Source organism: Microbacterium sp. NPDC058021, assembly GCF_042885955.1.
In the GTDB taxonomy this organism is placed as follows: Bacteria; Actinomycetota; Actinomycetes; order Actinomycetales; family Microbacteriaceae; genus Microbacterium.
The window spans coordinates 318148-341495 of sequence record NZ_JBHVRF010000004.1; the positions used below are offsets into that span (position 1 = coordinate 318148).

27 protein-coding genes are annotated in these 23348 nt (G+C 67.9%); all 27 read right to left on the reverse strand.

Features of this window, described 5'->3' with window-relative positions:
* Nucleotide 1 precedes the first annotated feature (1 nt).
* The 27 genes from map to ACFVR6_RS10755 all read right to left on the reverse strand — a co-directional run bounded on the left by map (nucleotide 2) and on the right by ACFVR6_RS10755 (nucleotide 23297).
* Nucleotides 2–832, reverse strand: coding sequence for a type I methionyl aminopeptidase (gene map / locus ACFVR6_RS10625; protein WP_386962450.1), 831 nt, complete (start codon nucleotides 830–832; stop codon nucleotides 2–4).
* 4 nt (nucleotides 833–836) lie between these two features.
* Complete coding sequence (locus tag ACFVR6_RS10630; RefSeq protein ID WP_386962453.1) at nucleotides 837–1427, reverse strand: adenylate kinase; 591 nt, start codon at nucleotides 1425–1427, stop codon at nucleotides 837–839.
* The gene (gene secY, locus ACFVR6_RS10635; protein ID WP_386962456.1) at nucleotides 1424–2749 is read right to left on the reverse strand and encodes a preprotein translocase subunit SecY; all 1326 of its coding nucleotides are present in this window, start codon (nucleotides 2747–2749) and stop codon (nucleotides 1424–1426) included. Before secY ends, ACFVR6_RS10630 begins: the two co-directional genes overlap by 4 nt.
* A 98-nt stretch (nucleotides 2750–2847) precedes the next feature.
* On the reverse strand, nucleotides 2848–3402 hold the full coding sequence (gene rplO / locus ACFVR6_RS10640; RefSeq protein ID WP_386962459.1) for a 50S ribosomal protein L15: 555 nt from the start codon (nucleotides 3400–3402) through the stop codon (nucleotides 2848–2850).
* Nucleotides 3402–3587: a 50S ribosomal protein L30 gene (gene rpmD, locus ACFVR6_RS10645; protein WP_023954062.1), complete on the reverse strand. Its 186-nt coding sequence runs from the start codon at nucleotides 3585–3587 to the stop codon at nucleotides 3402–3404. Before rpmD ends, rplO begins: the two co-directional genes overlap by 1 nt.
* Entirely contained in the window at nucleotides 3587–4267 is a 681-nt protein-coding gene (gene rpsE, locus ACFVR6_RS10650) for a 30S ribosomal protein S5 (RefSeq protein WP_386962464.1), read from the reverse strand. Before rpsE ends, rpmD begins: the two co-directional genes overlap by 1 nt.
* Nucleotides 4264–4623, reverse strand: coding sequence for a 50S ribosomal protein L18 (gene rplR / locus ACFVR6_RS10655; RefSeq protein WP_386962466.1), 360 nt, complete (start codon nucleotides 4621–4623; stop codon nucleotides 4264–4266). Before rplR ends, rpsE begins: the two co-directional genes overlap by 4 nt.
* Before the next feature lie 2 nt (nucleotides 4624–4625).
* A complete protein-coding gene (gene rplF / locus ACFVR6_RS10660) occupies nucleotides 4626–5162 on the reverse strand; it encodes a 50S ribosomal protein L6 (protein WP_386962469.1) in 537 nt (178 codons plus the stop codon).
* Nucleotides 5163–5167: 5 nt separating this feature from the next.
* Entirely contained in the window at nucleotides 5168–5566 is a 399-nt protein-coding gene (gene rpsH, locus ACFVR6_RS10665) for a 30S ribosomal protein S8 (protein WP_386962472.1), read from the reverse strand.
* Between the two features lie 135 nt (nucleotides 5567–5701).
* The gene (gene rplE / locus ACFVR6_RS10670) at nucleotides 5702–6292 is read right to left on the reverse strand and encodes a 50S ribosomal protein L5 (RefSeq protein ID WP_386962475.1); all 591 of its coding nucleotides are present in this window, start codon (nucleotides 6290–6292) and stop codon (nucleotides 5702–5704) included.
* A 2-nt stretch (nucleotides 6293–6294) separates the two neighbouring features.
* Nucleotides 6295–6654, reverse strand: coding sequence for a 50S ribosomal protein L24 (gene rplX / locus ACFVR6_RS10675; RefSeq protein ID WP_386962478.1), 360 nt, complete (start codon nucleotides 6652–6654; stop codon nucleotides 6295–6297).
* A 2-nt stretch (nucleotides 6655–6656) separates the two neighbouring features.
* Nucleotides 6657–7025, reverse strand: coding sequence for a 50S ribosomal protein L14 (gene rplN / locus ACFVR6_RS10680; protein ID WP_191719471.1), 369 nt, complete (start codon nucleotides 7023–7025; stop codon nucleotides 6657–6659).
* Between the two features lie 36 nt (nucleotides 7026–7061).
* Nucleotides 7062–7430: a 30S ribosomal protein S17 gene (gene rpsQ / locus ACFVR6_RS10685; protein ID WP_386962482.1), complete on the reverse strand. Its 369-nt coding sequence runs from the start codon at nucleotides 7428–7430 to the stop codon at nucleotides 7062–7064.
* Nucleotides 7430–7744 carry a 50S ribosomal protein L29 gene (gene rpmC, locus ACFVR6_RS10690; RefSeq protein WP_257495802.1) on the reverse strand — a complete coding sequence of 105 codons (315 nt, stop codon included), beginning with the start codon at nucleotides 7742–7744 and terminating at the stop codon, nucleotides 7430–7432. The genes rpsQ and rpmC overlap by 1 nt, the downstream gene beginning before the upstream one ends.
* On the reverse strand, nucleotides 7744–8163 hold the full coding sequence (gene rplP, locus ACFVR6_RS10695) for a 50S ribosomal protein L16 (RefSeq protein WP_029145865.1): 420 nt from the start codon (nucleotides 8161–8163) through the stop codon (nucleotides 7744–7746). The genes rpmC and rplP overlap by 1 nt, the downstream gene beginning before the upstream one ends.
* Nucleotides 8163–8921 carry a 30S ribosomal protein S3 gene (rpsC, locus tag ACFVR6_RS10700; protein ID WP_386962487.1) on the reverse strand — a complete coding sequence of 253 codons (759 nt, stop codon included), beginning with the start codon at nucleotides 8919–8921 and terminating at the stop codon, nucleotides 8163–8165. Before rpsC ends, rplP begins: the two co-directional genes overlap by 1 nt.
* Nucleotides 8921–9319 carry a 50S ribosomal protein L22 gene (rplV, locus tag ACFVR6_RS10705; protein ID WP_386962490.1) on the reverse strand — a complete coding sequence of 133 codons (399 nt, stop codon included), beginning with the start codon at nucleotides 9317–9319 and terminating at the stop codon, nucleotides 8921–8923. Before rplV ends, rpsC begins: the two co-directional genes overlap by 1 nt.
* 26 nt (nucleotides 9320–9345) lie before the next feature.
* On the reverse strand, nucleotides 9346–9627 hold the full coding sequence (rpsS, locus tag ACFVR6_RS10710) for a 30S ribosomal protein S19 (protein ID WP_045246805.1): 282 nt from the start codon (nucleotides 9625–9627) through the stop codon (nucleotides 9346–9348).
* 12 nt (nucleotides 9628–9639) lie between these two features.
* Complete coding sequence (rplB, locus tag ACFVR6_RS10715) at nucleotides 9640–10479, reverse strand: 50S ribosomal protein L2 (protein WP_386962493.1); 840 nt, start codon at nucleotides 10477–10479, stop codon at nucleotides 9640–9642.
* A 25-nt stretch (nucleotides 10480–10504) separates the two neighbouring features.
* Nucleotides 10505–10816: a 50S ribosomal protein L23 gene (gene rplW / locus ACFVR6_RS10720; RefSeq protein WP_386962496.1), complete on the reverse strand. Its 312-nt coding sequence runs from the start codon at nucleotides 10814–10816 to the stop codon at nucleotides 10505–10507.
* A complete protein-coding gene (gene rplD / locus ACFVR6_RS10725; protein WP_386962498.1) occupies nucleotides 10813–11475 on the reverse strand; it encodes a 50S ribosomal protein L4 in 663 nt (220 codons plus the stop codon). Before rplD ends, rplW begins: the two co-directional genes overlap by 4 nt.
* A gap of 2 nt (nucleotides 11476–11477) precedes the next feature.
* Nucleotides 11478–12137 (reverse strand): 50S ribosomal protein L3, encoded by a 660-nt coding sequence (gene rplC / locus ACFVR6_RS10730; protein WP_386962501.1) that lies wholly within the window; start codon nucleotides 12135–12137, stop codon nucleotides 11478–11480.
* Between the two features lie 8 nt (nucleotides 12138–12145).
* Entirely contained in the window at nucleotides 12146–12454 is a 309-nt protein-coding gene (gene rpsJ, locus ACFVR6_RS10735) for a 30S ribosomal protein S10 (RefSeq protein WP_005050520.1), read from the reverse strand.
* A gap of 383 nt (nucleotides 12455–12837) precedes the next feature.
* Entirely contained in the window at nucleotides 12838–20649 is a 7812-nt protein-coding gene (locus ACFVR6_RS10740; protein ID WP_386962505.1) for a prealbumin-like fold domain-containing protein, read from the reverse strand.
* Nucleotides 20650–20965: 316 nt separating this feature from the next.
* Nucleotides 20966–21289 (reverse strand): hypothetical protein, encoded by a 324-nt coding sequence (locus tag ACFVR6_RS10745; protein WP_386962508.1) that lies wholly within the window; start codon nucleotides 21287–21289, stop codon nucleotides 20966–20968.
* Between the two features lie 66 nt (nucleotides 21290–21355).
* Nucleotides 21356–21865 carry a VanZ family protein gene (locus ACFVR6_RS10750; protein ID WP_386962511.1) on the reverse strand — a complete coding sequence of 170 codons (510 nt, stop codon included), beginning with the start codon at nucleotides 21863–21865 and terminating at the stop codon, nucleotides 21356–21358.
* A complete protein-coding gene (locus ACFVR6_RS10755) occupies nucleotides 21855–23297 on the reverse strand; it encodes a sugar transferase (protein WP_386962514.1) in 1443 nt (480 codons plus the stop codon). Before ACFVR6_RS10755 ends, ACFVR6_RS10750 begins: the two co-directional genes overlap by 11 nt.
* Nucleotides 23298–23348 lie beyond the last annotated feature (51 nt).

The following is a 23348-nucleotide window of genomic DNA, read 5'->3' on the forward strand; positions in this document are numbered from 1 at the left end:
CCTATCCGATCTCGCGCGGGACGACACCGTACGGTGCCAGTCCCGCAGCTCCGCCATCGGGTGCCGTGAGCACCCAGATACCACCATCATGCATCGCGACGCTGTGCTCCCAGTGAGAGCCCACCGAGCCGTCGACGGTCGAGACGGTCCAGTCGTCGTCCTCCACGAACGTCTCTTCGCTGCCGGCGACCACCATGGGCTCGATCGCCAGGCAGAGGCCCGGCTTCACTTCGGGTCCGAGGTCGGCGACGCGGTAGTTGAACACCGACGGCGACTCGTGCATCTTGCGGCCGATGCCGTGACCGACGTAGTCGCGGAGGATGCCGTAGCCCTCCCCCGACGCCTCGATGTGGCTCTGCACGGCGTCACCGATCTCAGCGATGTGCTTGGCGTTCGCGAGCGCCGCGATCCCCGCCCACAGCGACCCCTCGGTCACCCGCGACAGGCGCTCCCGCGCCGCGACGATGTCGGGCCGCGACGGGTCGGGCACGACGATCGTGATCGCCGAGTCGCCGTTCCAGCCCTGGTACTGCGCGCCGGCATCGATGGACACGATGTCGCCGGGCTGGAGCGCGCGGTCGCTCGGGATGCCGTGCACCACCTGCTCGTTCACCGACGTGCACACCGTGTGGCGGTAGCCGCGGACGAGCTGGAAGTTCGACACGGCCCCGCGCGAGCGAATGACCTCGGAGGCGGCGGCATCCAGTTCGAGCGTCGTCACCCCGGGGGCGACGAGGGCCCGCACGGCATCGAGCGCGGCCGCGGTGATGCGACCGGGTTCGACCATGGCCCGCAGCTGTGCGGGGGTTTTGTAGATCGAGCGGCGCAGCACGGTCTCAGGCGCCGACGAGGTCGCGCGCGGCCAGCGCCGCGCCGATGCGCTCGGCGATCTCGTCCAGCGTGCCCACGCCGTCGATCGTGTCGACGATGCCGCGTTCGCGGTACACGTCGAGGATCGGAGCGGTCTCGCTCTCGTAGATCGCGAGGCGGCGGGCGATCGCCTCTTCGGTGTCGTCGGTGCGCCCCTGCTGCTGTGCGCGCAGCGTCAGGCGCGACATGCTCTCCTCGCGGGGCACGCTCAGCTCGATGACGCCGGTGAGCTCTTCGCCACGGCCGGCCAGGAACTCATCGAGGTCGGCGACCTGACCGAGGTTGCGGGGGTAGCCGTCGAGCAGGAACCCGCCGGCGGCGTCCTCCTGCGCGAGGCGCTCGCGCACGACGGCGCTGGTCAGCTCGTCGGGCACCAGGTGACCGGCCTCGATGAGCGACTGCACCTTCTTGCCGAGCTCCGTGCCGTCCTTGACGGCGGCGCGGAACACGTCGCCGGTGGAGACGGCGGGGATGCCGAGCGACTCGGCGATGCGCACGCCCTGCGTGCCCTTGCCGGAGCCCTGGGGGCCGACGATGAGGAGACGAGCGGTGGTCATCGGAGGAGTCCTTCGTAGTGGCGCTGCTGCAGCTGGGCGTCGATCTGCTTGACCGTCTCGAGACCGACACCGACGATGATCAGGATCGACGCGCCACCGAACGGGAAGTTCTGGTTGGCGCCGACCGTGGCCAGGGCGATGAGCGGGATGAGCGCGATGAGGCCGAGGTAGATGGAACCGGGCAGCGTGATGCGGGTCAGCACGTAGTCGAGGTATTCGGCGGTGGGGCGACCGGCGCGGATGCCGGGGATGAACCCGCCGTACTTCTTCATGTTGTCGGCGACGTCGACCGGGTTGAAGGTGATCGCGACGTAGAAGTACGTGAAGCCGACGATGAGCAGGAAGTAGACCGCCATGTAGACGGGGCTGTCACCGGTGGTGAAGTACTGCTGGATCCACGACACCCAGCCGGGGACGTTGCCCTCGGCATCGGGCGTCTGGTTGAACTGCGCGATGAGGGCGGGGATGTACAGCAGCGACGAGGCGAAGATCACCGGCACGACGCCGGCCATGTTCACCTTGATCGGGATGTAGGTGTTGGTGCCGCCGTAGGTGCGGCGTCCGACCATGCGCTTGGCGTACTGCACCGGGATGCGGCGCTGCGACTGCTCGACGAAGACGACGAGCGCGACGGTCAGGATGCCGACGGCGAGCACCAGCAGGAAGATCTCGAAGCCACGGGCCTGCCAGATCGACCACATGGCCGAGGGGAAGGTCGCCGCGATCGAGGTGAAGATCAGGATCGACATGCCGTTGCCGACGCCACGCTCGGTGACGAGCTCGGCGAACCACATGATGAGGCCGGTGCCGGCGGTCATCGTGATGATCATCAGCAGCTGCGCCCACCAGGCGTCGTTGGTCAGCAGCTGCTCGCAGTCGGCGATGCCGGTGATGCCGAAGAGCTGACCGCTGCGGGCCACGGTGATGAGGGTGGTCGACTGCAGCAGCGCCAGCGCGATGGTGAGGTAGCGCGTGTACTGCGTGAGCTTGCCCTGGCCCGCCTGGCCCTCCTTGTAGAGGGTCTCGAAGTGCGGGATCACCACGCGCAGCAGCTGCACGATGATGGTGGCCGTGATGTACGGCATCACGCCCAGCGCGAAGATCGACAGCTGCAGCAGCGCGCCACCTGAGAACAGGTTGACCAGCGACAGCAGACCTTCGGTGCTGCCGGACTGCGCGAGGCAGGACTGCACGTTCGGGAAATCGACGAAGGGCGTCGGCACGTGCGCGCCGAGGCGATAGATGGCGATGATCGCGAGCGTGAAGCCGATCTTCCGCCGCAAGTCGGGTGTGCGGAAGACCCGCGCAATAGCGCTGAACAAGTCGGATTCCTCCCAGGGATGGCCGGGACCCTGCGGGCGCGGCATCAACCAGCGTACGGCACAGGGGCCGGAGCCTGGCTCCGACCCCTGTGACGTGATTACTTGACTGTGCCGCCTGCGGCGACGATCTTCTGCTCGGCGGAACCCGAGACCTTGTCGACGGTCACGGTGAGCTTGACCGAGATGTCGCCGGTGCCGAGCACCTTGACCTTCTCGTTCTTGCGCACGGCACCCTTGGCGACGAGGTCGCCCACGGTGACGTCGCCACCCTGCGGGTACAGCTCGGCGAGCTTGTCGAGGTTGACCACCTGGTACTCGACGCGGAACGGGTTCTTGAACCCGCGCAGCTTCGGCGTACGCATGTGCAGCGGCATCTGACCGCCCTCGAAGCCTGCCTTGACCTGGTAGCGGGCCTTCTGGCCCTTGGTGCCACGGCCGGCGGTCTTACCCTTCGAGCCCTCACCACGGCCGACGCGAGTCTTGGCGGTGTTGGATCCGGGGACCGGGCGCAGGTGGTGCACCTTGAGCACGCCGGGGCGGGCCGCCGGAGCGGCCTGCTTCGGGGCAGCCTTGGTCGCAGCCGGCTTCTTGGCTGCGGTCTTCTTGGGCGCGGCCTTGACGGCCTCGTCCTTCTTCTCGGCCTTGTCAGCCATTAGTCGATCTCCTCAACCTTCACGAGGTGGGCGACGGTCTTGACGTAGCCGCGCGTCTGCGCGTCGTCCGGACGGACGACCGAGTCGCCGATCCGCTTGAGACCGAGGCTGCGCAGCGTGTCACGCTGGTTCTGCTTCTCGCTCACCTTGGACTTCACCTGCGTGACCTTCAGACGGGCAGCCATCAGGCACCTACCTTCTTCGCCGCAGCGGCCTTCGCCTCGTTGCGGATGATGATCGCCGGAACGACCGCGTCGTAGTCAAGACCACGACGGGCGGCGACGGCACGCGGCTCCTCGAGGCTCTTCAGAGCCGCGACCGTCGCGTGCACGATGTTGATCGTGTTCGACGAGCCGAGCGACTTCGAGAGCACATCGTGGATGCCGGCGCACTCGAGCACGGCGCGCACGGGACCACCGGCGATGACACCGGTACCGGCGGCAGCCGGACGCAGCAGCACGACACCGGCAGCGGCCTCACCCTGCACGGGGTGCGGGATGGTCGAGCCGACGCGGGGCACGCGGAAGAAGTTGCGCTTGGCCTCTTCGACACCCTTCGAGATGGCCAGGGGCACCTCGCGGGCCTTGCCGTAGCCGACGCCCACGAGACCGTTGCCGTCGCCGACCACCACGAGGGCGGTGAAGCTGAAGCGGCGGCCACCCTTGACGACCTTCGACACGCGGTTGATCGTGACGACGCGCTCGAGGAACTGGCTGTCGTTGCGGTCGCGCGAGTTGCGGTCGCGTGTCTGGCTGCGCTCGCGACCACCGCGGCGGGGCTCGCGCTCCGCCGCTGCCGTCTCGGGCGCGGCCTCGGCCGCAGCCGGAGCGGTTTCGGTCACTTCGTTCTCCTTGTTCTCGCTCACAGGTTCAGGCCTCCCTCGCGGGCGCCATCGGCGATCGCGGCGACACGGCCCGCGTAGCGGTTGCCACCACGGTCGAACACGACGTCGACGACACCGGCGGCCTTGGCACGCTCGGCGACGAGCTCGCCGACCTTGCGGGCCTTGGCGGTCTTGTCACCGTCGAAGGTGCGCAGGTCGGTCTCGAGCGTCGAAGCCGACGCCACGGTGTGACCCTTGCTGTCGTCGACCAGCTGGACGAAGACGTGACGGGCCGAACGGGTCACGACGAGGCGCGGACGCGCCTCGGTGCCGACGACCTTCTTGCGCAGACGCGCGTGACGACGCGCGCGTGCGACGGACTTGGAAGTCACAGCCATGGTTACTTACCAGCCTTTCCGGCCTTGCGCCGAACGACCTCGCCGGCGTATCGCACGCCCTTGCCCTTGTACGGCTCGGGCTTGCGGATCTTGCGGATGTTGGCGGCTGCCTCACCGACGGCCTGCTTGTCGATGCCGCTCACGGTGAGCTTGTTGTTGCCCTCGACCGTGAACGTGATTCCTGCCGGCGGGTCGACCAGCACGGGGTGCGAGAAGCCCAGGGCGAACTCGACCGAGCTGCCCTTCTGAGCAACGCGGTAACCGGTGCCGACGACCTCAAGGCCCTTGGTGTAGCCCTGGGTGACGCCGATGATGTTGTTGTGGATGAGCGTGCGGGTCAGGCCGTGAAGCGACCGCGACTCGCGCTCGTCGTCGGGACGGGAGACCAGAACCTGGCCCTCCTGGACGGCGATCTCGATGGGGCGCGAAACGGTGAGCTTGAGCTCGCCCTTGGGGCCCTTGACGGAGACATCCTGGCCGGAGACCTCAACGGTCACGTCGGCGGGGATGTCGATGGGAAGTCGACCGATGCGGGACATTCAGATCACCACACGTAGGCGAGGACTTCCCCGCCAACGCCCTTCGACTCGGCCTGGCGGTCCGTGAGGAGGCCAGAGGAGGTGGACAGGATCGCGACGCCGAGGCCGCCGAGCACCGTGGGGATCTCGGTGGAGCGTGCGTAGACGCGGAGACCCGGCTTCGACACGCGCTTGATGCCGGCGATCGACCGCTCGCGGTTCGGGCCGTACTTGAGCGTCAGCGTGAGGGTCTGGCCGACACGGGCGTCGGAGACCTCCCAACCGGCGATGTAGCCCTCCTGCTGGAGGATCTCGGCGATGTGAGTCTTGAGCTTGGAGCTCGGCATCGACACGGAGTCGTGGTGGGCCGAGTTCGCGTTGCGCAGACGGGTCAGCATGTCTGCGACCGGGTCTGTCATTGTCATGTGTTTGTTCCTTCGTTCACGAGGTTTCCGCAGCCGTTACGCGACAGCGGACCTGCGATGATTCGCAGTATTCAGTTGTACGGGCGTTTGGTCCCGGACCGCAGGGTCCAGGACCAAACGCCCAACTCTATCCGATTACGCCTGGGCGTCGTCGGTACGGAACGGGAAGCCCAGCTGACGCAGCAGCGAACGACCCTCCGCATCGGTGGTGGCCGTGGTGACCACCGTGATGTCGAAGCCGCGAACGCGGTCGATCTTGTCCTGGTTGATCTCGTGGAACACCGACTGCTCCTGGAGACCGAAGGTGTAGTTGCCGTGACCGTCGAACTGCTTGGGCGACAGACCGCGGAAGTCGCGGATGCGCGGCAGGGCGAGGTTCACGAGGCGGTCCAGGAACTCCCACGCACGATCCCCACGGAGGGTGACGTGCGCACCGATGGCCTGACCCTCACGCAGCTTGAACTGCGCGATGGACTTGCGGGCCTTGGTGACAACCGGCTTCTGGCCGGTGATCTTGGTGAGGTCGTCGACCGCACCATCGATCACCTTGCTGTCACGCGCAGCCTCACCGACACCGGTGTTGACGACGACCTTGACGATCCCGGGGATCTGCATGACGTTCGCGTAACCGAACTCTTCCTGCAGAGCCTTCTGGATCTCGTTCTTGTACTTCTGCTTCAGGCGCGGCTGGATCTTGCCAGCCACCGCGGCAGGTGCAGTGCTCATTTTCAGAGGTCCTTGCCTGACTTCTTCGCGTAGCGCACGCGGACCGTGCGCTTGACGCCATCCTTGGTCTGCTCCTCGACGCGGCGGCCGACACGGGTCGGCTTCTTCGTCTCGGGGTCGACCAGGGCGACGTTCGAGATGTGGATGGGGGCTTCGATGGTCTCGATGCCGCCCGTCTTGGTGCCGCGCTGGGTCTGGCCCACGCGGGTGTGCTTCGTGACGTAGTTCACGCCCTCGACGATGACGCGGTTCTGCTCGACGAGGACCTCGAGGACCTTGCCCTGCTTGCCACGGTCGCCGCCACGCTCGGCCTTGGCGCCCGAGATGACCTGAACCAGGTCACCCTTTTTGATCTTCGCCATGATCAGATAACCTCCGGGGCCAGCGAGACGATCTTCATGAACTTCTTGTCACGAAGCTCACGACCGACGGGTCCGAAGATGCGGGTGCCGCGGGGCTCCCCGTCGTTCTTCAGGATCACGGCGGCGTTCTCGTCGAACTTGATGTACGAGCCGTCGGGACGACGGGTCGACTTGACGGTGCGCACGATGACGGCCTTGACGACATCGCCCTTCTTGACGTTGCCGCCAGGAATGGCATCCTTCACCGTCGCCACGATGATGTCGCCCACACCGGCGTACCGGCGGGCGGAACCGCCGAGCACGCGGATGGTGAGCAACTCCTTGGCGCCGGTGTTGTCGGCGACCTTGAGTCGGGATTCGTTCTGAATCACTTCTTACTCTCCTTGGATTCCAAGTAGGCCGAGGCCTTACTTGGCCTTCTCGAGGATCTCGACCAGACGCCAGCGCTTGGTGGCGCTCAGCGGACGGGTCTCGTTGATGAGCACGAGGTCGCCGATGCCGGCAGTGTTGCCCTCGTCGTGCGCCTTGACCTTGGAGGTGCGACGGATGACCTTGCCGTAGAGGGGGTGCTTAACGCGGTCCTCGACCTCGACGACGATCGTCTTGTCCATCTTGTCGCTGACCACGTAGCCACGGCGGGACTTGCGGTACCCGCGGGCGTCCACATCGCGGACATCGTGCGCAGACGACTCGTGGCCCTTGGCCTCGACCACGGGGGTCTCGGCTGCGGCGGCCGCCTTCTTGGCAGGAGCCTTCTTCTGAGTGGTCTCAGCCATTACTCGGCCTCTTCCTTCACGGCCTCGTCAGCGGCATCCGCCTTCTTGGCCTTGGTCTTCTTCGCCTTCGTCGCGGTCTCGACGGGCGCGGGCGTGGCACGGATGCCGAGCTCGCGCTCACGGATCACGGTGTACAGCCGCGCGATGTCGCGCTTGACCGCACGGATGCGGCCGTGGCTGTCGAGCTGGCCGGTGGCCGACTGGAAGCGCAGGTTGAACAGCTCTTCCTTGGCCTTGCGCAGCTCCTCCACGAGGCGCTGGTCTTCGAATGTATCGAGCTCGCTGGGTGCGAGCGTCTTGGTGCCGACAGCCATTACGCGTCGCCCTCCTCGCGCTTGATGATGCGTGCCTTCAGGGGCAGCTTGTGAATGGCACGTGTCAGTGCCTCCCGAGCGAGCTGCTCGTTGACGCCGGCGACCTCGAAGAGGACGCGACCCGGCTTGACGTTGGCGACCCACCACTCGGGCGAACCCTTACCGGAACCCATGCGGGTTTCGGCGGGCTTCTTGGTCAGCGGGCGGTCGGGGTAGATGTTGATCCACACCTTTCCACCACGCTTGATGTGACGGGTCATCGCGATACGAGCGGACTCGATCTGACGGTTCGTCACGTAAGCCGGAGTCAGCGCCTGGATGCCGAACTCGCCGAAGGAGACCTTCGTGCCACCGGTGGCCTGGCCAGAGCGGCCCGGGTGGTGCTGCTTGCGGTACTTGACCTTACGGGGGATAAGCATTACGCCGATGCTCCTTCTGCGACGGGTGCCTCGTTGCGCGGGCCACGACGACGGTCGCCACCACGGTCGTCACGACCGCGGGACTTGGGCGCGTTGGCCTGCTCGCGAGCGAGCTCCTTGTTGGTGAGGTCGCCCTTGTAGATCCAGACCTTCACGCCGATGCGGCCGAAGGTGGTCTTGGCCTCGTAGAAGCCGTAGTCGATGTTCGCGCGGAGCGTGTGCAGGGGCACACGGCCTTCGCGGTAGAACTCCGAACGGCTCATCTCGGCACCGCCGAGGCGGCCGGAGACCTGGATGCGGATGCCCTTGGCACCGGCGCGCTGAGCGCCCTGCAGACCCTTGCGCATCGCGCGGCGGAACGCCACGCGAGCCGAGAGCTGCTCGGCGATGCCCTGCGCCACCAGCTGAGCGTCGGCCTCGGGGTTCTTGACCTCGAGGATGTTCAGCTGGATCTGCTTGCCGGTGAGCTTTTCGAGGTCGGAGCGGATGCGCTCCGCCTCGGCGCCGCGGCGGCCGATCACGATGCCCGGGCGGGCGGTGTGGATGTCGACACGCACACGGTCACGGGTGCGCTCGATCTCGATGTTGCTCACGCCGGCGCGGTCGAGCTGCGTCTGCAGGAGCTTGCGGATCTTGATGTCCTCCGCGACGTAGTCGGCGTAACGCTGACCGGGCTTCGTCGAGTCGGAGAACCAGCGCGACACGTGGTCGGTGGTGATGCCGAGGCGGAAGCCGTACGGGTGAACTTTCTGGCCCATTACTTGCTCGCCTTCTTGCTCGTGGTGGCCGGGGCAGCGGTCTCGACCTCAGGGGTCGCCAGCTCCACCGTGATGTGGCTGGTCCGCTTCTTGATCTGGAAGGCACGACCCTGCGCGCGGGGGCGGAAACGCTTGAGCGTCGTGCCCTCGTCGACGTACGCGTTCTTCACGTACAGGTCCTTGTCATCCAGGAACTCGCCGTCCTTGTCGGCGGCGACGCGAGCGTTCGCCATCGCCGAAGCGACGAGCTTGTAGATCGGCTCGGAAGCACTCTGCGGCGCGAACTTCAGGATGGCCAAGGCCTCCTGAGCCTGCTTGCCCTTGATGAGAGCGACGACACGACGAGCCTTCTGAGGGGTCACGCGGATGTGTCGCACGCGGGCGATGGAATCCACCATCTCTCTCTCCTCTCTGCGCCACCGCGTCAGCGGCGGCGGCCCTTCTTGTCGTCCTTCTCGTGGCCGCGGAAGGTGCGGGTGGGCGCGAACTCGCCCAGCTTGTGGCCGACCATGGTTTCGGTCACGAACACAGGGATGTGCTTGCGACCGTCGTGCACGGCGATGGTGTGACCCAGCATTGCCGGGATGATCATCGAACGGCGCGACCAGGTCTTGATGACGTTCTTGGAACCGGCTTCGTTCTGCGAGACGACCTTGCGAAGCAGGTGCTCGTCGACGAAGGGGCCCTTCTTAAGGCTGCGAGGCATCTTCCTCTACTCCTACTTACGCTTCTTGCCGGCGTTGCGACGACGGACGATGTACTTGTCGCTTTCCTTGTTGGCGTGGCGGGTGCGACCCTCAGCCTGGCCCCAGGGGCTGACCGGGTGACGACCACCGGAGGTCTTACCCTCACCACCACCGTGCGGGTGGTCGACGGGGTTCATCGCGACACCGCGGACGGTCGGGCGGATGCCCTTCCAGCGGTTACGACCGGCCTTGCCCCAGTTGATGTTCGACTGCTCGGCGTTGCCGACCTCGCCGATGGTCGCGCGGCAGCGCGCATCGACGTTGCGGATCTCACCCGAGGGCAGACGAAGCTGCGCGTACGGGCCGTCCTTGGCGACCAGACGCACCGAGGTGCCGGCCGAGCGGGCGAGCTTGGCGCCGCCGCCGGGACGGAGCTCGATCGCGTGGATGACGGTACCGGTGGGGATGTTGCGCAGGGGCAGGTTGTTGCCCGGCTTGATGTCTGCGCCGGCACCCGACTCGACGATGTCACCCTGCTGCAGCTTGTTCGGCGCGATGATGTATCGCTTCTCGCCGTCGAAGTAGTGCAGCAGCGCGATGCGTGCGGTGCGGTTGGGGTCGTACTCGATGTGAGCGACCTTGGCGTTCACGCCGTCCTTGTCGTTACGACGGAAGTCGATGACGCGGTACTGACGCTTGTGGCCACCACCGATGTGACGGGTGGTGATGCGGCCCTGGTTGTTACGGCCACCGGTCTTGGAGAGCGGGCGGAGGAGCGACTTCTCCGGCGTCGATCGGGTGATCTCGGCGAAGTCGGCCACCGACGAGCCGCGGCGACCCGGGGTCGTGGGCTTGTACTTGCGAATAGCCATGTTCTCTAGTCCTCTGTCCCGACCGTCAGCCGACTGCCGTGAAGATGTCGATGGTGCCCGACTTGAGCGTCACGATGGCGCGCTTGGTGTCCTTGCGCTTGCCCATCCCGAAGCGGGTGCGACGTGCCTTGCCGGGGCGGTTGAGCGTGTTCACCGACGCGACCTTGACACCGAAGATCTTCTCGATGGCGAGCTTGATCTCGGTCTTCGAGGCGCGCGGGTCCACGAGGAAGGTGTACTTGCCCTCGTCGATGAGCCCGTAGCTCTTCTCGGAGACGACCGGCTTCAGGATGACGTCGCGCGGGTCCTTGTTCACTGCGATGTTCGCGGTGGTCATGCCGAGACCTCCTCGGTGGCGGCCTTCTTCGACGCGACGAACGCGTCGTAGGCGGCCTTGGTGAAGACGATGTCGTCGGAGACGAGCACGTCGTAGGCGTTGAGCTGGTCGAAGGTCAGCACGTGGACGTACGCGAGGTTGCGGACGCTCTTGACGGTGACCTCGTCGACGCGGTCGATGACCACGAGGACGTTCTTGGTCGCGTTGAACCCGGCGAGCACCGCGGCAGCGGCCTTCGTCGAGGGCGCACCGTCGATCCCGAAGGACTCGACGACGTGCAGACGCTCCCCGCGGGCGCGGTCGCTGAGCGCGCCCAGCAGGGCGGCGGCGACCATCTTCTTGGGGGTGCGCTGCGAGTAGTCGCGCGGCTTCGGACCGTGGACGATGCCACCGCCCTTCATCTGAGGCGCACGGATCGAGCCCTGACGGGCGTTACCCGTGCCCTTCTGCTTGAAGGGCTTGCGGCCGGCACCGGAGACCTCACCACGACGCTTGGTCGAGTGGGTGCCCTGGCGGGCAGCGGCGAGCTGCGCGACGACGACCTGGTGGATCAGCGGGATGTTCGTCTTGACGTCGAACAGTGCGGCGGGCAGCTCCACGGAGCCGGCCTTCTTGCCGTCAGCGGTGCGAACGTCGAGCGCGAGAGTCGAGTCAGCCATGGTCAGGCACCCTTCACTGCGTTGCGGACGTAGACGATGCGGCCACGTGCACCGGGGACGGCGCCCTTGACGAGCAGCAGACCCTTCTCGGCGTCGATGGCGTGCACCTTGAGGTTGAGGACGGTCACGCGCTCGCCACCCATGCGGCCGGCCATGCGCATGCCCTTGAAGACGCGGCTGGGCGTCGAGGAGGCACCGATGGAACCGGGCTTGCGGTGGTTGCGGTGCGCACCGTGGGAAGCGGAGACGCCCTTGAAGTTGTGACGCTTCATGACACCCGCGGTGCCCTTGCCCTTGCTGGTGCCGACGACGTCGACCAGCTGGCCGGCCTCGAAGGTGGCATCCACCGTGAGCTCCTGGCCGAGTGAGTAGTCAGCAGCGTCGGCGGTGCGCACCTCGGTGAGGTGGCGGCGGGGGGTCACGCCTGCGGCCTCGAAGTGGGCCGTGAGGGGCTGGTTGACCTTGCGGGGGTCGATCTGGCCGTACGCGATCTGCACGGCTTTGTAGCCGTCCTTCTCGGGGGTACGAACCTGCGTCACCACGTTGGGTGCGACCTCGATGACGGTGACGGGAACGAGCTTGCCGTTCTCGTCCCAAACCTGGGTCATGCCGAGCTTGGTGCCCAGGAGACCCTTCGAAACCTTGTTGTTGATGTCAGCCATGTCGAACCTCAGAGCTTGATCTCGATGTTGACGTCGGCCGGCAGGTCGAGACGCATCAGCGAGTCGACGGCCTTGGGCGTCGGGTCGATGATGTCGATCAAGCGCTTGTGGGTGCGCATCTCGAAGTGCTCGCGGCTGTCCTTGTACTTGTGGGGCGACCGGATGACGCACACGACGTTCTTCTCGGTCGGCAGGGGCACGGGGCCCACGACCGTCGCGCCCGCACGGGTCACGGTGTCGACGATCTTCCGCGCCGACGTGTCGATGACCTCGTGGTCATACGACTTCAGGCGAATGCGGATCTTCTGTCCCGCCATTGTCTGCTCACTCTCTTTCTCGCGTCTTACGTCTCACCGGTTGTGAGCGCATTGGACGCACGGTGGCGCTTTTGCGCCTGGCACTTCTCCACCGCCGGGGCGGGGGATGCTGCACCGCTGTTCTCATGTCAAACCGCACGCTGCTGCATGCGGCTCCCCCACGCCCCGTGCGCATGACTGCGACCCGTTGCCGGGTTCGGGTGTGTGGGATGTGGTGTTCTGCTGCCCGCGGCCTAGGACCCTGCGCGTTCGCGCCGCCTATGCACTGCCGTGACAGTGATCCGGGGCACGCAGAGCGACCACCGGAATGTGGAACCTCACTAGTGTACGTGCCGCCCGGGCGTGTCGCAAACTCGGGCGTGTCGCGGATCCCGCTCGCGCGCTCAGGCCCGATGGCGTCTGCGGCGAAGGATCATCAGCAGCAGGATGCCGCTGACCAGTGCCGTGCCACCCAGCCAGCCGGCCGCGATGGACGGGGTGCCGCCGGTGCCGGCGAGGCCCGGCACGGGTGCCGGTGCGGGACGGATGACGGGCACCGCACAGCCGCTGTCGGTGACCGCACCGCTGGGTTGCGTGGCGGTGGCGGTGTTGAAGAATCCGCCGCCGTCGGCGGTGCACTCCCGTGCCGTCGCCGGGAGCGGGTTCTGCGACGAAGTGGCATCCACCCGGTAGGTGTATGTGTCCACCCCGCCAGGCGCGATCACGACGTCGGCGACCGGCGGCGATCCCACCCACCCCTGCGCCACGATGGCGAACGCGGTGTCGAGCTGCGGCGCGTCGGTGAGCGTGTACGTCGTCGGGAGCAGACCCGGGTTGGTGACCGTGACCAGGTAATCGATGCGCCACTGCCCCTCGCCGAGGAGCGTCACCGTGCCATCGGACTTCTCCAGCACCACCGGGACCACGACGAGCTCGCTGCAGTCCGTGGCGACGGAATCGGTCACGCCGTTCTCCACCCTGGCGAGGTTCCACACGCCGCCGCCGGTGTCGGGCGAATCACCGCAGACCAGATCGTCGGCAGCCGCATCCACGGCGCTGACCTGCGCGCTCACGGTGTAGGTGTGCACCGCGCCGTCCGGGAGGAGGCCCGTCGCGACCTGCGGTTGCCCACTGCCGTCCCAGCCGGGGGTGAGGGCCGCGGAGCCCGCGCCGGCCGGATCGATCTGTGGCCCGGTCACCGTCCACGCCGTCACGAGCGTGATCGCGCCGGCGAGCGGCTCGGGGACGTCGTCCAGCGTGTACGCGACGGTGACGCCGCTGGTGTTGGACACCAGCACGGCATACGAGACGTTCCAGACTCCACCGCCGAGCGGCGTGGCGGGCTGGGCGATCTTGTCCACGGTCGGCCCGCCTGGTTCGGCGCAGCCATCGTCCTCTGCGGTGCCGCCGGGGAAGGCGACCGTGGCGGTGTTGAAGAATGCTCCGCCCTCACCGGGTTCGCACACCAGCGACGGGTCGTCCGCGGCGTCGACGGTCGCCACGATGCGGTAGGTGTACTCGGCGGTCCCTCCTGCCGCGAGAGGGCTGTTCGGCGCGGGGGCGGTTCCCACCCAACCGCCCGACTCGAGGACGATGCCCTCGCCCATGTCGGGGGCGTCGGTGAGGGTGTAGACCGTCGCGACGGTGTCGCTGGTATTGGCGACCGTCACGACGTAGTCGATCTGCCACCGGCCGTCGGGCAGCTGCTGCGCCGCGCCGTCGCTCTTGTCGACGGTCACCGGGGCGGTCTCCACGCTCACGCAGCCCTCGGCATCCACCAGGATCTCGCCGGAGGTGACACCTGCGGTGTTGACGATTCCGCCGCCGGTGGTGGCGCACGGGCCCGGGTCTGTCGCCTCGACGGTCGGACGCAGCACGCCGCTGACGGTGTACGACAGGGATGCCGCAGGCTGCACCTGCCCGGTCCAGACCTCCGCGGTCTCCCCGGGGCCGGCGGTGGTGGCGGTCGGGGCCGGCGCCTCGCCGACGGGGGCGATGGTCCACGCGCCCCCGACGAGCTCCCAACCGTCCGGAACATCCGGGAGTGTGTCGGTCAGTGCCGCCTGCACCGCCACCGCGCCGGAGTTGCTCAGCGTCAGCGTGTACGAGACGTTCCATGAGGCGTCGGGGTTCTGGGTGGCCGGGTCGACGCCCGTCTTCACCAGTGCCGGGAACGCCGGCTCTCCGCAGCCGAACACGGTCTGGTCGTCTTCGCCGGTCGCCGACAGTGTCGCCGCATTGAGGAAGCCGCCCGCGTCGGGCTCGCCGGGCGACACGTCGCACCGCCAGGTGTCGCCATCCTGGGTTCCGTCCGCGATCGTCGCCGTCACGGTGACGGTATAGGTGTGAGTCGCCCGCGCCCCGGGATCACCGCTGGTCGGCAGTGAGGCATTCGTGGCGAGGGTGGCGGTGCCGGCCGGCAGCGTGAACGTGCCCGAGGTGCCGTTCGGACCGGTCCAGGTGGCCGCGGTCGGCGTGATCCCCTCGCCGTACTGCAGGGCGTCGGCGAGGCTGTAGATGTACGTCGAGGTGTCGGAGTTGTTGGTGACGATGATGTCGTAGGAGATGGTCCACGTGCCGTCGGCGTTCTGCACCGGCGACCCGTCCGTCACCTGCTTGTCGATCGTCCCCTCCGCCCGGATCGCCGTGTTGACGATCTCGCAGGTGACGTCGACGCCGAGGCTGAGCCGCACCACTCCGGCCGAGACGAGCGGATACTCCGCGCCGCCGTCGGTCTCGACGCACGCCCAGTCGCCGGCGGTGTATCCGGAGGGCCCGAACGTCTCCGACAGTGCGTAGTCGACGTCGGCGGCCACCTGGCCGGACACCGCGGCGGTGGTCGCCCCGGTGCGCGTGCCTTCACCTGTGAGCACCGGATCGCTCTCGCCCGCGACGGCGTTGAGGGTCCATTGCTCCGGCGTGGCCGTACCGACGCCGCCCAGGTTGTCGACGTTCTTCACGAGCGTGAGCGTCGGAGCGATCGCCGCGTTGGTGAACGTGCACGTGACGGACTGGCCGTTGGCGACCGTCACGACGGGAGCGTCGCGGGTGACGCCGCCGGTGTCGCACGACAGCGCGGTCCAGGCGTAGTCGGCGATCTGGTCTACCTCGGCCAGCGTGTAGCTGCCGGCGGGCACCGACTGGGTCTGGGCGTGGTCGAAGACGAGCGCCTCGCCCGTGGCGGACTGGGCCGTCAGTCGCTGGTTCCAGTCGGCCGGTACCGCGCTGCCGCCCAGGGTGTTGTCGACGTCCTTCACGAGGGTGAGCGACCCCGGCACGTCGGTGTTGCCGAACGTGCAGGTGACGTCCTCGGCCAGCCCCAGGGTGAGCGACGGGGCCTCGGGCGAGACGGCGGCGCCGTTGTCGCAGACCAGCGAGGTCCACTCGTATCCGGTCGGACCGCCGGATTCGGCGAGGGTGTACTCCGCGCCGGCCGGGACGGCAACGGCGGTGACGGTGGGCGTGCCGGTAACGCCGCTGAGTGCGGGTCCGCCGGGGGTGCTCGCCGCGAGCGTCCACTCGGTGGGCTCCGCAGTGCCGCCGTTGGCGTTGGTGACGGTCTTCACCAGCGTCAGGGTGGGTGCGACGTCGTCGTTGGTGAAGGAGCAGGTGACCGCTTCGCCGTTGGCGACGGTGACGGTGGGCGATTCCAGCGTCGTCGACCCGGTGCTGCAGGTCAGTGCCGTCCACTCGTAGCCTTCCGGGCCACCGGACTCGGCGAGGGTGTACTCACCGGCGGTGACCTGCTGAGACACGTCGTGGTCGAAGGCGATGGCCGTCCCCCCGGCGGGCTGCGCCGTGAGGGCCTGGTTCCAGTCCGCCGGCACGGCGGTGCCGCCGTCGTCGTTGACGACCTGCTTGAGCAGGGTGAGGGTTCCCGGCACGTCGTCGTTGACGAACGTGCAGGTGACGTCCTCGTCCAGCGCCAGGGTCACCGTCGGGTCGGCCACCGAGGCGTCGGCGCCGTTGTCGCACGCGAGCGACGACCAGTCGTAGCCGTCCGGTCCGGTCTCGGCGAGCGTGTACTCGCTGTTGGCCGGGACGGTGACCGCGGTGACGGCGGTCGCGCCGCTTGCACCCGACAGGTCGGGTCCGCCCGGGGTCGTCGCCGACAACGTCCAGTCGGTCGCGGCCGCGGTGCCGCCATTGTCGTTCACGACGGTCTTGACGAGGGTGAGCGTGGGCGCGATGTCGTCGTTGACGAAGGTGCAGGTGACGTTGTCCCCGTTGGGCACCGTGACCGTCGGGGAAGTCAGGGAGGTCTGGCCCGTGGTGCAGGACAGGCCGGTCAACTCGTAGCCCGCGAGCTGGTCGATCTCGGCGAGGGTGTAGGTTCCGCCCGGCACGCCGATCGTCTCGCTGTGGTCGAAGACCAGGGTGTCGCCGGTGGCGGGCTGCGCGGTGAGCCGCTGATTCCAGTCTTCCGGCACGGCTGTGCCCCCGTTGTCGTTGACGATCTCCTTGACCAGGGTGAGACTGCCGGCGAGGTCGGTGTTGCTGAAGGTGCACGTGACGTCCGCGGCGAGCCCGAGGGTCAACGTCGGGCTCTCCGGAGAGATCTCCGCCCCGTTGTCGCACGAGAGCGCAACCCAGTCGTAGCCCGACGGCCCGCCGCTCTCGGCGAGTGTGTAGGTGGCCTCCGCCGTCACGGTCACACCCGTCACGGCGGGCGCTCCGGAGACTCCGGTGAGGTCGGGACCACCGGGAGTCGTGGCAGACAGGGTCCAGTCCGTGGGTCCAGCGGTGCCGCCCTGCGCGTTGGTGACCTCCTTGACCAGGGTGAGGGTCGGGGCGATGTCGTCGTTGCCGAAGGTGCAGGTGACGTCGTCGCCCACCTCCAAGGTCAGCGTCGGGCTCGCCGGCGACACGCTCGCGCCGTTGTCGCACGTGAGCGATGACCAGGTGTAGCCCTCGGGCCCCGTCTCGGCCAGGGTGTACGGCACCCCGCCGAACACGGGAACGGACGTCACGGTTTCGCTGCCCGTCACTCCGTTCAGCCCCGGCTCGCCCGGGCTGGTCGCCGACAGCGTCCAGTCGGTGGGCGCAGCCGTGCCGCCGTTGTCGTTCGTCACCGTCTTGACCAGCGTCAGTTGCGGGGCGATGTCGACGTTGACGAAGCGGTACACGTTCCTGCCGAGCGCCGGCACGCTCACGGTCGGGTCGACCGCTGTCCACACCCCGCCGATCAACTGCTCGAGGGTGAACTGCCGATACCCGGGTCCGCCGCCCGCCTCGGTCAGGGTGTAGTCCTGACCTGGCCGCACTGAGAAGGTGTTCTCGGTCGTCGCACTGGGCGCCCCCGGCACCGTTGTCGGGGTCAGGCCGAATTCCGTCTCGCCCGGATCCGCGGTGAGCTCCCAGGCATCGGCGGTGAGGGTTCCGCCCTCATCGTTGACGACTTCCTTGAGGAGCACGATCGTGGCGGTCTGGTTGACCGCGGTGCACACCGCCTCCTGCCCGAGCGACAGCGTGACGCCACCGTCGGCGCCGTCGAAGTCGGTTCCGTCGGCGACGCAGTCCCAGCTGCCGGTGGCGCCCTCGATGAGGGTGGCGCCTTCTTCGACCGTCTGGACATAGGTTCCGGGCCCGGTCTCCGCCAGGAGGTAGCGCACGCCGGGGGTGACAGGGGCCGACACACCGCTCACACCTGTGGGGCCGGCTAGACCGGTCCCACCGATCGGCGAGGACGTGAGGGTGAACTCGTCCACTGCAGCGTCGCCGTTGGCGACGGTCTTGACCAGTGTCAGCGTGCTCGTGCAGGTGACGGTGTTGGTGACGACCACGACGTCCGGGTCGTCGGCGGTCACGACGTGGTCGCCCGCACCGCTGGACGTACTGGTGCAGCCCGACGGAAGGTCGGTGAGGGTCTCACCGATCACGACGGTCTCCCCCACCGTGTACTGCGGGTAGGCGGTGCCGAAGTTGCGCGGTTCGCCGTCCAGCAGCAGCTCCGCCGTGCCCACCGGCTGCTCGCCGTCGGCATAGGTCACCCCATCGATGACCCACTGTTTGTCCACTCGCAGCGAGACGGTCGGTTCCGGCGCCCGGTTGTAGACGGTGCAACTGACGATGGCGCCCTGGATCGCGTTCGTGGTGAACCCCAGCTCCCCACTGTCGGTGACGGGCACGGCGGCTCCGGTGTTGTCCTGACACACGGCGTTCGCGCCGCCCTGCGGGACCAACTCGAATCCCTCCTGCTGGGTCTCGGTGACCGTCACCGAAGCCGCGCCTCCGGCGGCGATACCGCTGGCGGCGAAGCTGACGCCACCGGTCTCGTTCGTCTGACCGGATGCCGGCTCGACGGTGACACCGGCGGTGTCGGTCGTCGCGTCGAAGGTCCAGCCGGGCGAGGGCTGGGCGTCGGCGATCTCGCCCTCCGCGGGGATCACCAGCTTGGTGACGTTGACCGTGCCCGCGCACTCGCCCAACGCGCGCTCCTCGAGGAACTGCTGCAGCGCCGCATAGTCCTCGACGAGGAAGTAGTCCTCTCCCTCCGTGGGGCCCGAGATCGCCTGCAGGTTCTGCTCCTCCCCCGCGGAGGCCGGGCCGATTCCCACACCCACGACGGTCGTGCCGCGTTCGACCTTGAGTGCGTTGGCGGAGAAGACGGCGTTCTCCATCTCGACGAAGCGAGTGGTGCTGCCGGGTCCCGCGGGTGCGCCGCCGCCGGCCACTCCGGGAGGCCCGTAGTAGGTGGGGCTGCCGTCGGTGAGCACCAGCAGCACGTCCAGCGTGTCAGCGGAACTCTCCTGGCTCACCTGCCACAGTCCCTGATCCCAGTTCGTGCCCTGCTGCCAGTCACCGGTGTTCACCACGGTGAGCCCGCTGACCTTGTCACGGACGGTCGCCGCGCTGGCCGCGGTCGATACCGGGGTGAGTGGAAGGTTGGTGTTGGCGGCGCCGGCCGCGGGTGCCCCGCCGGCGAAGGTCCACACCCCGATCGACGACGGCGTACCCTCGAGCACGTCGACGAACCCCACCGCGGCGTCGCGCAGGTCCTGCTGGGAGCTGGCGAGCGAGTTGGACAGGTCCACGAGCACGCCCACCCGCAGACCGCACGTCTGCGCGAGCGTCGGGTTGATCGCGGCGTTCGCCCACTGCCCGCCGCGCGCCTGAAGGTTGTTGTTCCCGCCTGTCTGCTGCGGGTAGGTCACATTCTCCCCGGCCGCGATCACGCCGGTGCGCAGTCGATACGGCTGTTGCGTCACGGTACCGCCTCCCACATCGAAGCTCTCGATGATGCGATAGCCGGGCGCCGGAGCCGTCTCGATGACCCAATACTGCGCGCCGGGGGGCACCGTCACGCTGCACAAGCCGTCGGCCTCGGTGACGCAGGTGCCGACGAGATTCGCAGGGCTGGTGTCGGGCGTCGTGGCCGTCCCGCCGCTGTAGACCGAGAAGGTCGCGCCGGCAAGCGGACCCACGCTCTGCTCGCCCGTGCGCTCTCCGCCCTTGCTCAGGGTGAGGGTGCCGGGGGCCGTCGAGGTGTGCGTGAACGTGCAGGATGCCACCAGCGACACCGAGCCGGTGCCGATGTACTGCAGCAGCGCATCGGCGGCGGAGAACTGCAGACGGTTGGCGCCGGTGGTGTCGTTGAGGAAGCAGCTGAGGGTCGTCGTGTAGTCGTCGGTGACGCCGGGAGTGCCCGTGGCGGTGAGCGTGTACGAGGCGGGCTTCGTGACGCGACGGGACTGCCCGCTGGCGAAGTCGTACCAGTCGTCGGATCCGACGATGTCGGCGCGCAGCGCCCAGTCGGCGGGGGTCGCCGACCCGCCCTGTACGACGTTGACGATGCTCAAGGTGCCGCAGACGGCGTTCCCGCCGACGCAGTTCTCCACGTTCGCCAAGGGGGTGATGATCCCCGGCTCCTCCACGGCGGCGTCGGGCTCCGCGGGCGGAGCCGGTGCCGGGTCGACGGGTGCCGGGTCGACCGGTGCCGGGTCGACGGGCGCCGGGTCTGTGGGCGCCGGGTCTGTGGGCGCCGGGTCTGTGGGCGCGGCCGGGGCTTCGGAAGGGGAAGCCGGATCCTGCGGGCGGGGTGTGTCGACCGCAGGATCCGGTGGTGCGGGTGGGGACGCGGGGTCGACGGGCGCAACATCCGTCGTGGCATCGGTAGGGGCGGCGACGGCGGGCGGATCGACGGGCGGGGCAGTGGCGGCGACGGCGGGCAGACCGCCCGCGAGCGTCAGGACGGCGGCCAGCAGGGCAGCGAGCACGGCACCCGATCGCCGGATCCCATGCGCCGTCTCCGCGCCTCCGCGCGAAGGCCGAGCAAGCCGTCGTCCTGAATTGCGCGCACGCCGATCACCGATCATGTCCACACCCTCGTCGCACCGTGTACGTCCGGATAACCCGAGCGGGCTTCCAAGTCGCGTGTGTCCTCTGCGGGCGTGTGGCCCCCCAGGACCGCTCACAGCACGTGCTCATCGACAAGTTATAAAGCGCATGTAGGACCGTCAAGGGGGGTGGCGCGCACCTTCGGTGAACGCTAGACGCCCCCGGAGCGGACTCCGGGGGCGTCGTGACGACGGCTCAGGCGCTGCCGCCCGCAGGCGGCGCGGCATCCTTCCCTTCGGCAGGCGCTGCGGTCTCAGCGGGCGTCGCCGCTGATCCGTCGGATGCCGTTTTCGCCCCACCGGCCGACTCCGTGCCGACGGCGCCGTCGACCTTGTCGCGCACCTCGTCGACTTTCGCGTCGGCCGAGTCGGGGGTGATCTTCTTGACGAACTCGGCCGCAGCTCCGAGCACCTTGTCGCTGACTTCCTCGGCCTTGTCGGAGCGGAGCGTCTGCTCGATCTTCTCCTTGTTCTGCTCCAGGAATTCCTTGCTCTTGTTCACCACGTCATCGATACCCATGTCGGCCTTCCCCTCACGTGCACGGACGATCCGCTGGGACCAGCATGACTGCACCGAGGCTCGATGTCAGCGACGCAGGGCCTCGTGGCGCGCGATGACCTTGTCGTCTCGCACGGCGACGATCGCGCGGACCGTCACGGCGAGCAGCACGCCCAGCGTCGAACCGATGGCGTTCGCGACGATGTCGGAGATGGTGGAGTAACGCTCCGACAGCAACAGGTGCTGCGCCACCTCGATCGCGCCGGAGAGCGCAGGGCCGAGAAGCAGAGCGACCACCGTCCAGCGCAGTGGCACGATGAGCCCGAGCACGATGCCGACGGGAACGAACAGCGCCACATTCGCGGTGAACTCGATGAAGGTGTAATTGACGAATGCCGGCACTCCGCGTTCGTGGAGCTCGGCGATCACCCGCTCGAGCATGGCGGCGACCGGACGGTCGATGGGGCTGGGCCAGAAGACGACGAGCGCGAGGAAGATGCCGTAGCCGATCGCGAGCACGGCGACGATCGCGTGGCGCGGACCGCTCGTCGAGGGCAGACGGCTGGGAGCAGTCGTGCGTGCGTGATCAGTAGGCACTGGCACCCGGAGCGACGACCGCTCTGACCGTGCGGAACAGGATCTGAATATCCTGCGTGAACGACCAGTTCTCGACGTAGTAGAGGTCGAGCCGGATCGCGTCGTCCCACGACAGCGCCGACCGGCCACTGACCTGCCAGAGGCCGCTCATGCCGGGCTTGACCAGCAGGCGCCGCTGGGCGGCCTCGTCGTACAACGCCACCTCCGCCTCGCGCTGCGGCCGCGGCCCGACGAGACTCATGGTCCCGAGCAGCACATTGAACAGCTGCGGGAGCTCGTCGATGGAGTACTTGCGGATGACTCGTCCGACGCGCGTGATGCGGGGATCGTCGATGACCTTGTGCAGCGGACGGTCGCTCGTGCCCTGCAGGTCGAGGAGGCTGGCCAGCTGATCGTCCGCGTCGGCGATCATCGACCGGAACTTGAGCATGCCGAACCGCTCACCGCGTCGGCCGATGCGCGTCTGCCGGTAGAGGACGGGGCCTGGGCTCTCCAGCCGCACGGCCATCGCCGTCGCGAGGAGCACGGGCGAGGTGACCACGATGAGCAGCAGAGAACCCACGATGTCGAACGAACGCTTCACGAAGCGCTTCTGGCCCTCCAACGTCGGGAACTCCACGTTCACCAGCGGGAGACCTGCCAGCGGACGGGTGTGGATACGGGGGCCCGCGACGTCGGTGAGGGCAGGAGCGACCACGAGGGACTTGTCCTGATCGGCGATCGCCCAGCCGATGCGGCGCATCGTCGTCGGCTCGAGCGCGTCGGCGCCGGCGATGATCAGCGTGTCGATGTCGGCGCTGTCCATGAGCTGTTCGATGGCGTCATAGTCACCGAGGACGGGTACGCCTTCGATGGCGCCTGATGCGCCCCGCGACGTGACGACCCCCACGATGTCCAGCCCGGTGCCTTCGGTTCGCTGAATGGAACTGATGACGTGCTGTGCCTTGTACGGCTCGCCGGCGACGATGGTGCGGTAGACGTATGTGCGCTTGATCTGCCGCCTGCGAAGCCATTGGCGCCAAAGCCAACGCGAGAACACGAGCAAAGCCATCCCAGTGGGAAGCGCCACGGCGAAGAAAGATCGAGGGAAGTCCATCCGCATGAAGAACGCCGCAGCCACGAGCAGCGCGAAAACGGCCAGCGTCGCATTCACCAGGCGCCGATACTCGACAACTCCGTTTCCGACCACGTGCCGATCGCGCGTATCGAACACCGCGAGCCCGATAAGCCACGTCAGCGCGAATATCGACAGCAAGAGCCAGTACGGCGCAGTGCGCTCGTCGCCCCAGGCGATGTCCAGCCGGACATCCTCGACGGCGATGAAGAAATAGGCGACGATGGTCGCGACGATGACGAGCAGGTCGCTGTAGAAGAGCCTGCTGGCGTACTTCTCAGCCCAGTCGGGGCGGCCCTCGCGAGTACGGACGGTCACCCGTTCACGCGAACGCGATGGGCGACCTCGAGCTCGACGTACGGCGCTCGG

Bases quoted from the DNA above. Each gene is read 5' to 3' on its own strand.
- ACFVR6_RS10630 (WP_386962453.1), bottom strand. From the start codon at position 1,427: ATGACCACCGCTCGTCTCCTCATCGTCGGCCCCCAGGGCTCCGGCAAG.
- rplO (WP_386962459.1), bottom strand. From the start codon at position 3,402: ATGGCTGACAAGGCCGAGAAGAAGGACGAGGCCGTCAAGGCCGCGCCC.
- rpmD (WP_023954062.1), bottom strand. From the start codon at position 3,587: ATGGCTGCCCGTCTGAAGGTCACGCAGGTGAAGTCCAAGGTGAGCGAG.
- rplR (WP_386962466.1), bottom strand. From the start codon at position 4,623: ATGGCTGTGACTTCCAAGTCCGTCGCACGCGCGCGTCGTCACGCGCGT.
- rplF (WP_386962469.1), bottom strand. From the start codon at position 5,162: ATGTCCCGCATCGGTCGACTTCCCATCGACATCCCCGCCGACGTGACC.
- rpsH (WP_386962472.1), bottom strand. From the start codon at position 5,566: ATGACAATGACAGACCCGGTCGCAGACATGCTGACCCGTCTGCGCAAC.
- rplE (WP_386962475.1), bottom strand. From the start codon at position 6,292: ATGAGCACTGCACCTGCCGCGGTGGCTGGCAAGATCCAGCCGCGCCTG.
- rplX (WP_386962478.1), bottom strand. From the start codon at position 6,654: ATGGCGAAGATCAAAAAGGGTGACCTGGTTCAGGTCATCTCGGGCGCC.
- rpsQ (WP_386962482.1), bottom strand. From the start codon at position 7,430: ATGGCTGAGACCACTCAGAAGAAGGCTCCTGCCAAGAAGGCGGCCGCC.
- rpmC (WP_257495802.1), bottom strand. From the start codon at position 7,744: ATGGCTGTCGGCACCAAGACGCTCGCACCCAGCGAGCTCGATACATTC.
- rplP (WP_029145865.1), bottom strand. From the start codon at position 8,163: ATGCTTATCCCCCGTAAGGTCAAGTACCGCAAGCAGCACCACCCGGGC.
- rpsC (WP_386962487.1), bottom strand. From the start codon at position 8,921: ATGGGCCAGAAAGTTCACCCGTACGGCTTCCGCCTCGGCATCACCACC.
- rplV (WP_386962490.1), bottom strand. From the start codon at position 9,319: ATGGTGGATTCCATCGCCCGCGTGCGACACATCCGCGTGACCCCTCAG.
- rpsS (WP_045246805.1), bottom strand. From the start codon at position 9,627: ATGCCTCGCAGCCTTAAGAAGGGCCCCTTCGTCGACGAGCACCTGCTT.
- rplB (WP_386962493.1), bottom strand. From the start codon at position 10,479: ATGGCTATTCGCAAGTACAAGCCCACGACCCCGGGTCGCCGCGGCTCG.
- rplW (WP_386962496.1), bottom strand. From the start codon at position 10,816: ATGACCACCGCGAACATCGCAGTGAACAAGGACCCGCGCGACGTCATC.
- rplD (WP_386962498.1), bottom strand. From the start codon at position 11,475: ATGGCTGACTCGACTCTCGCGCTCGACGTTCGCACCGCTGACGGCAAG.
- rplC (WP_386962501.1), bottom strand. From the start codon at position 12,137: ATGGCTGACATCAACAACAAGGTTTCGAAGGGTCTCCTGGGCACCAAG.
- rpsJ (WP_005050520.1), bottom strand. From the start codon at position 12,454: ATGGCGGGACAGAAGATCCGCATTCGCCTGAAGTCGTATGACCACGAG.
- ACFVR6_RS10745 (WP_386962508.1), bottom strand. From the start codon at position 21,289: ATGGGTATCGATGACGTGGTGAACAAGAGCAAGGAATTCCTGGAGCAG.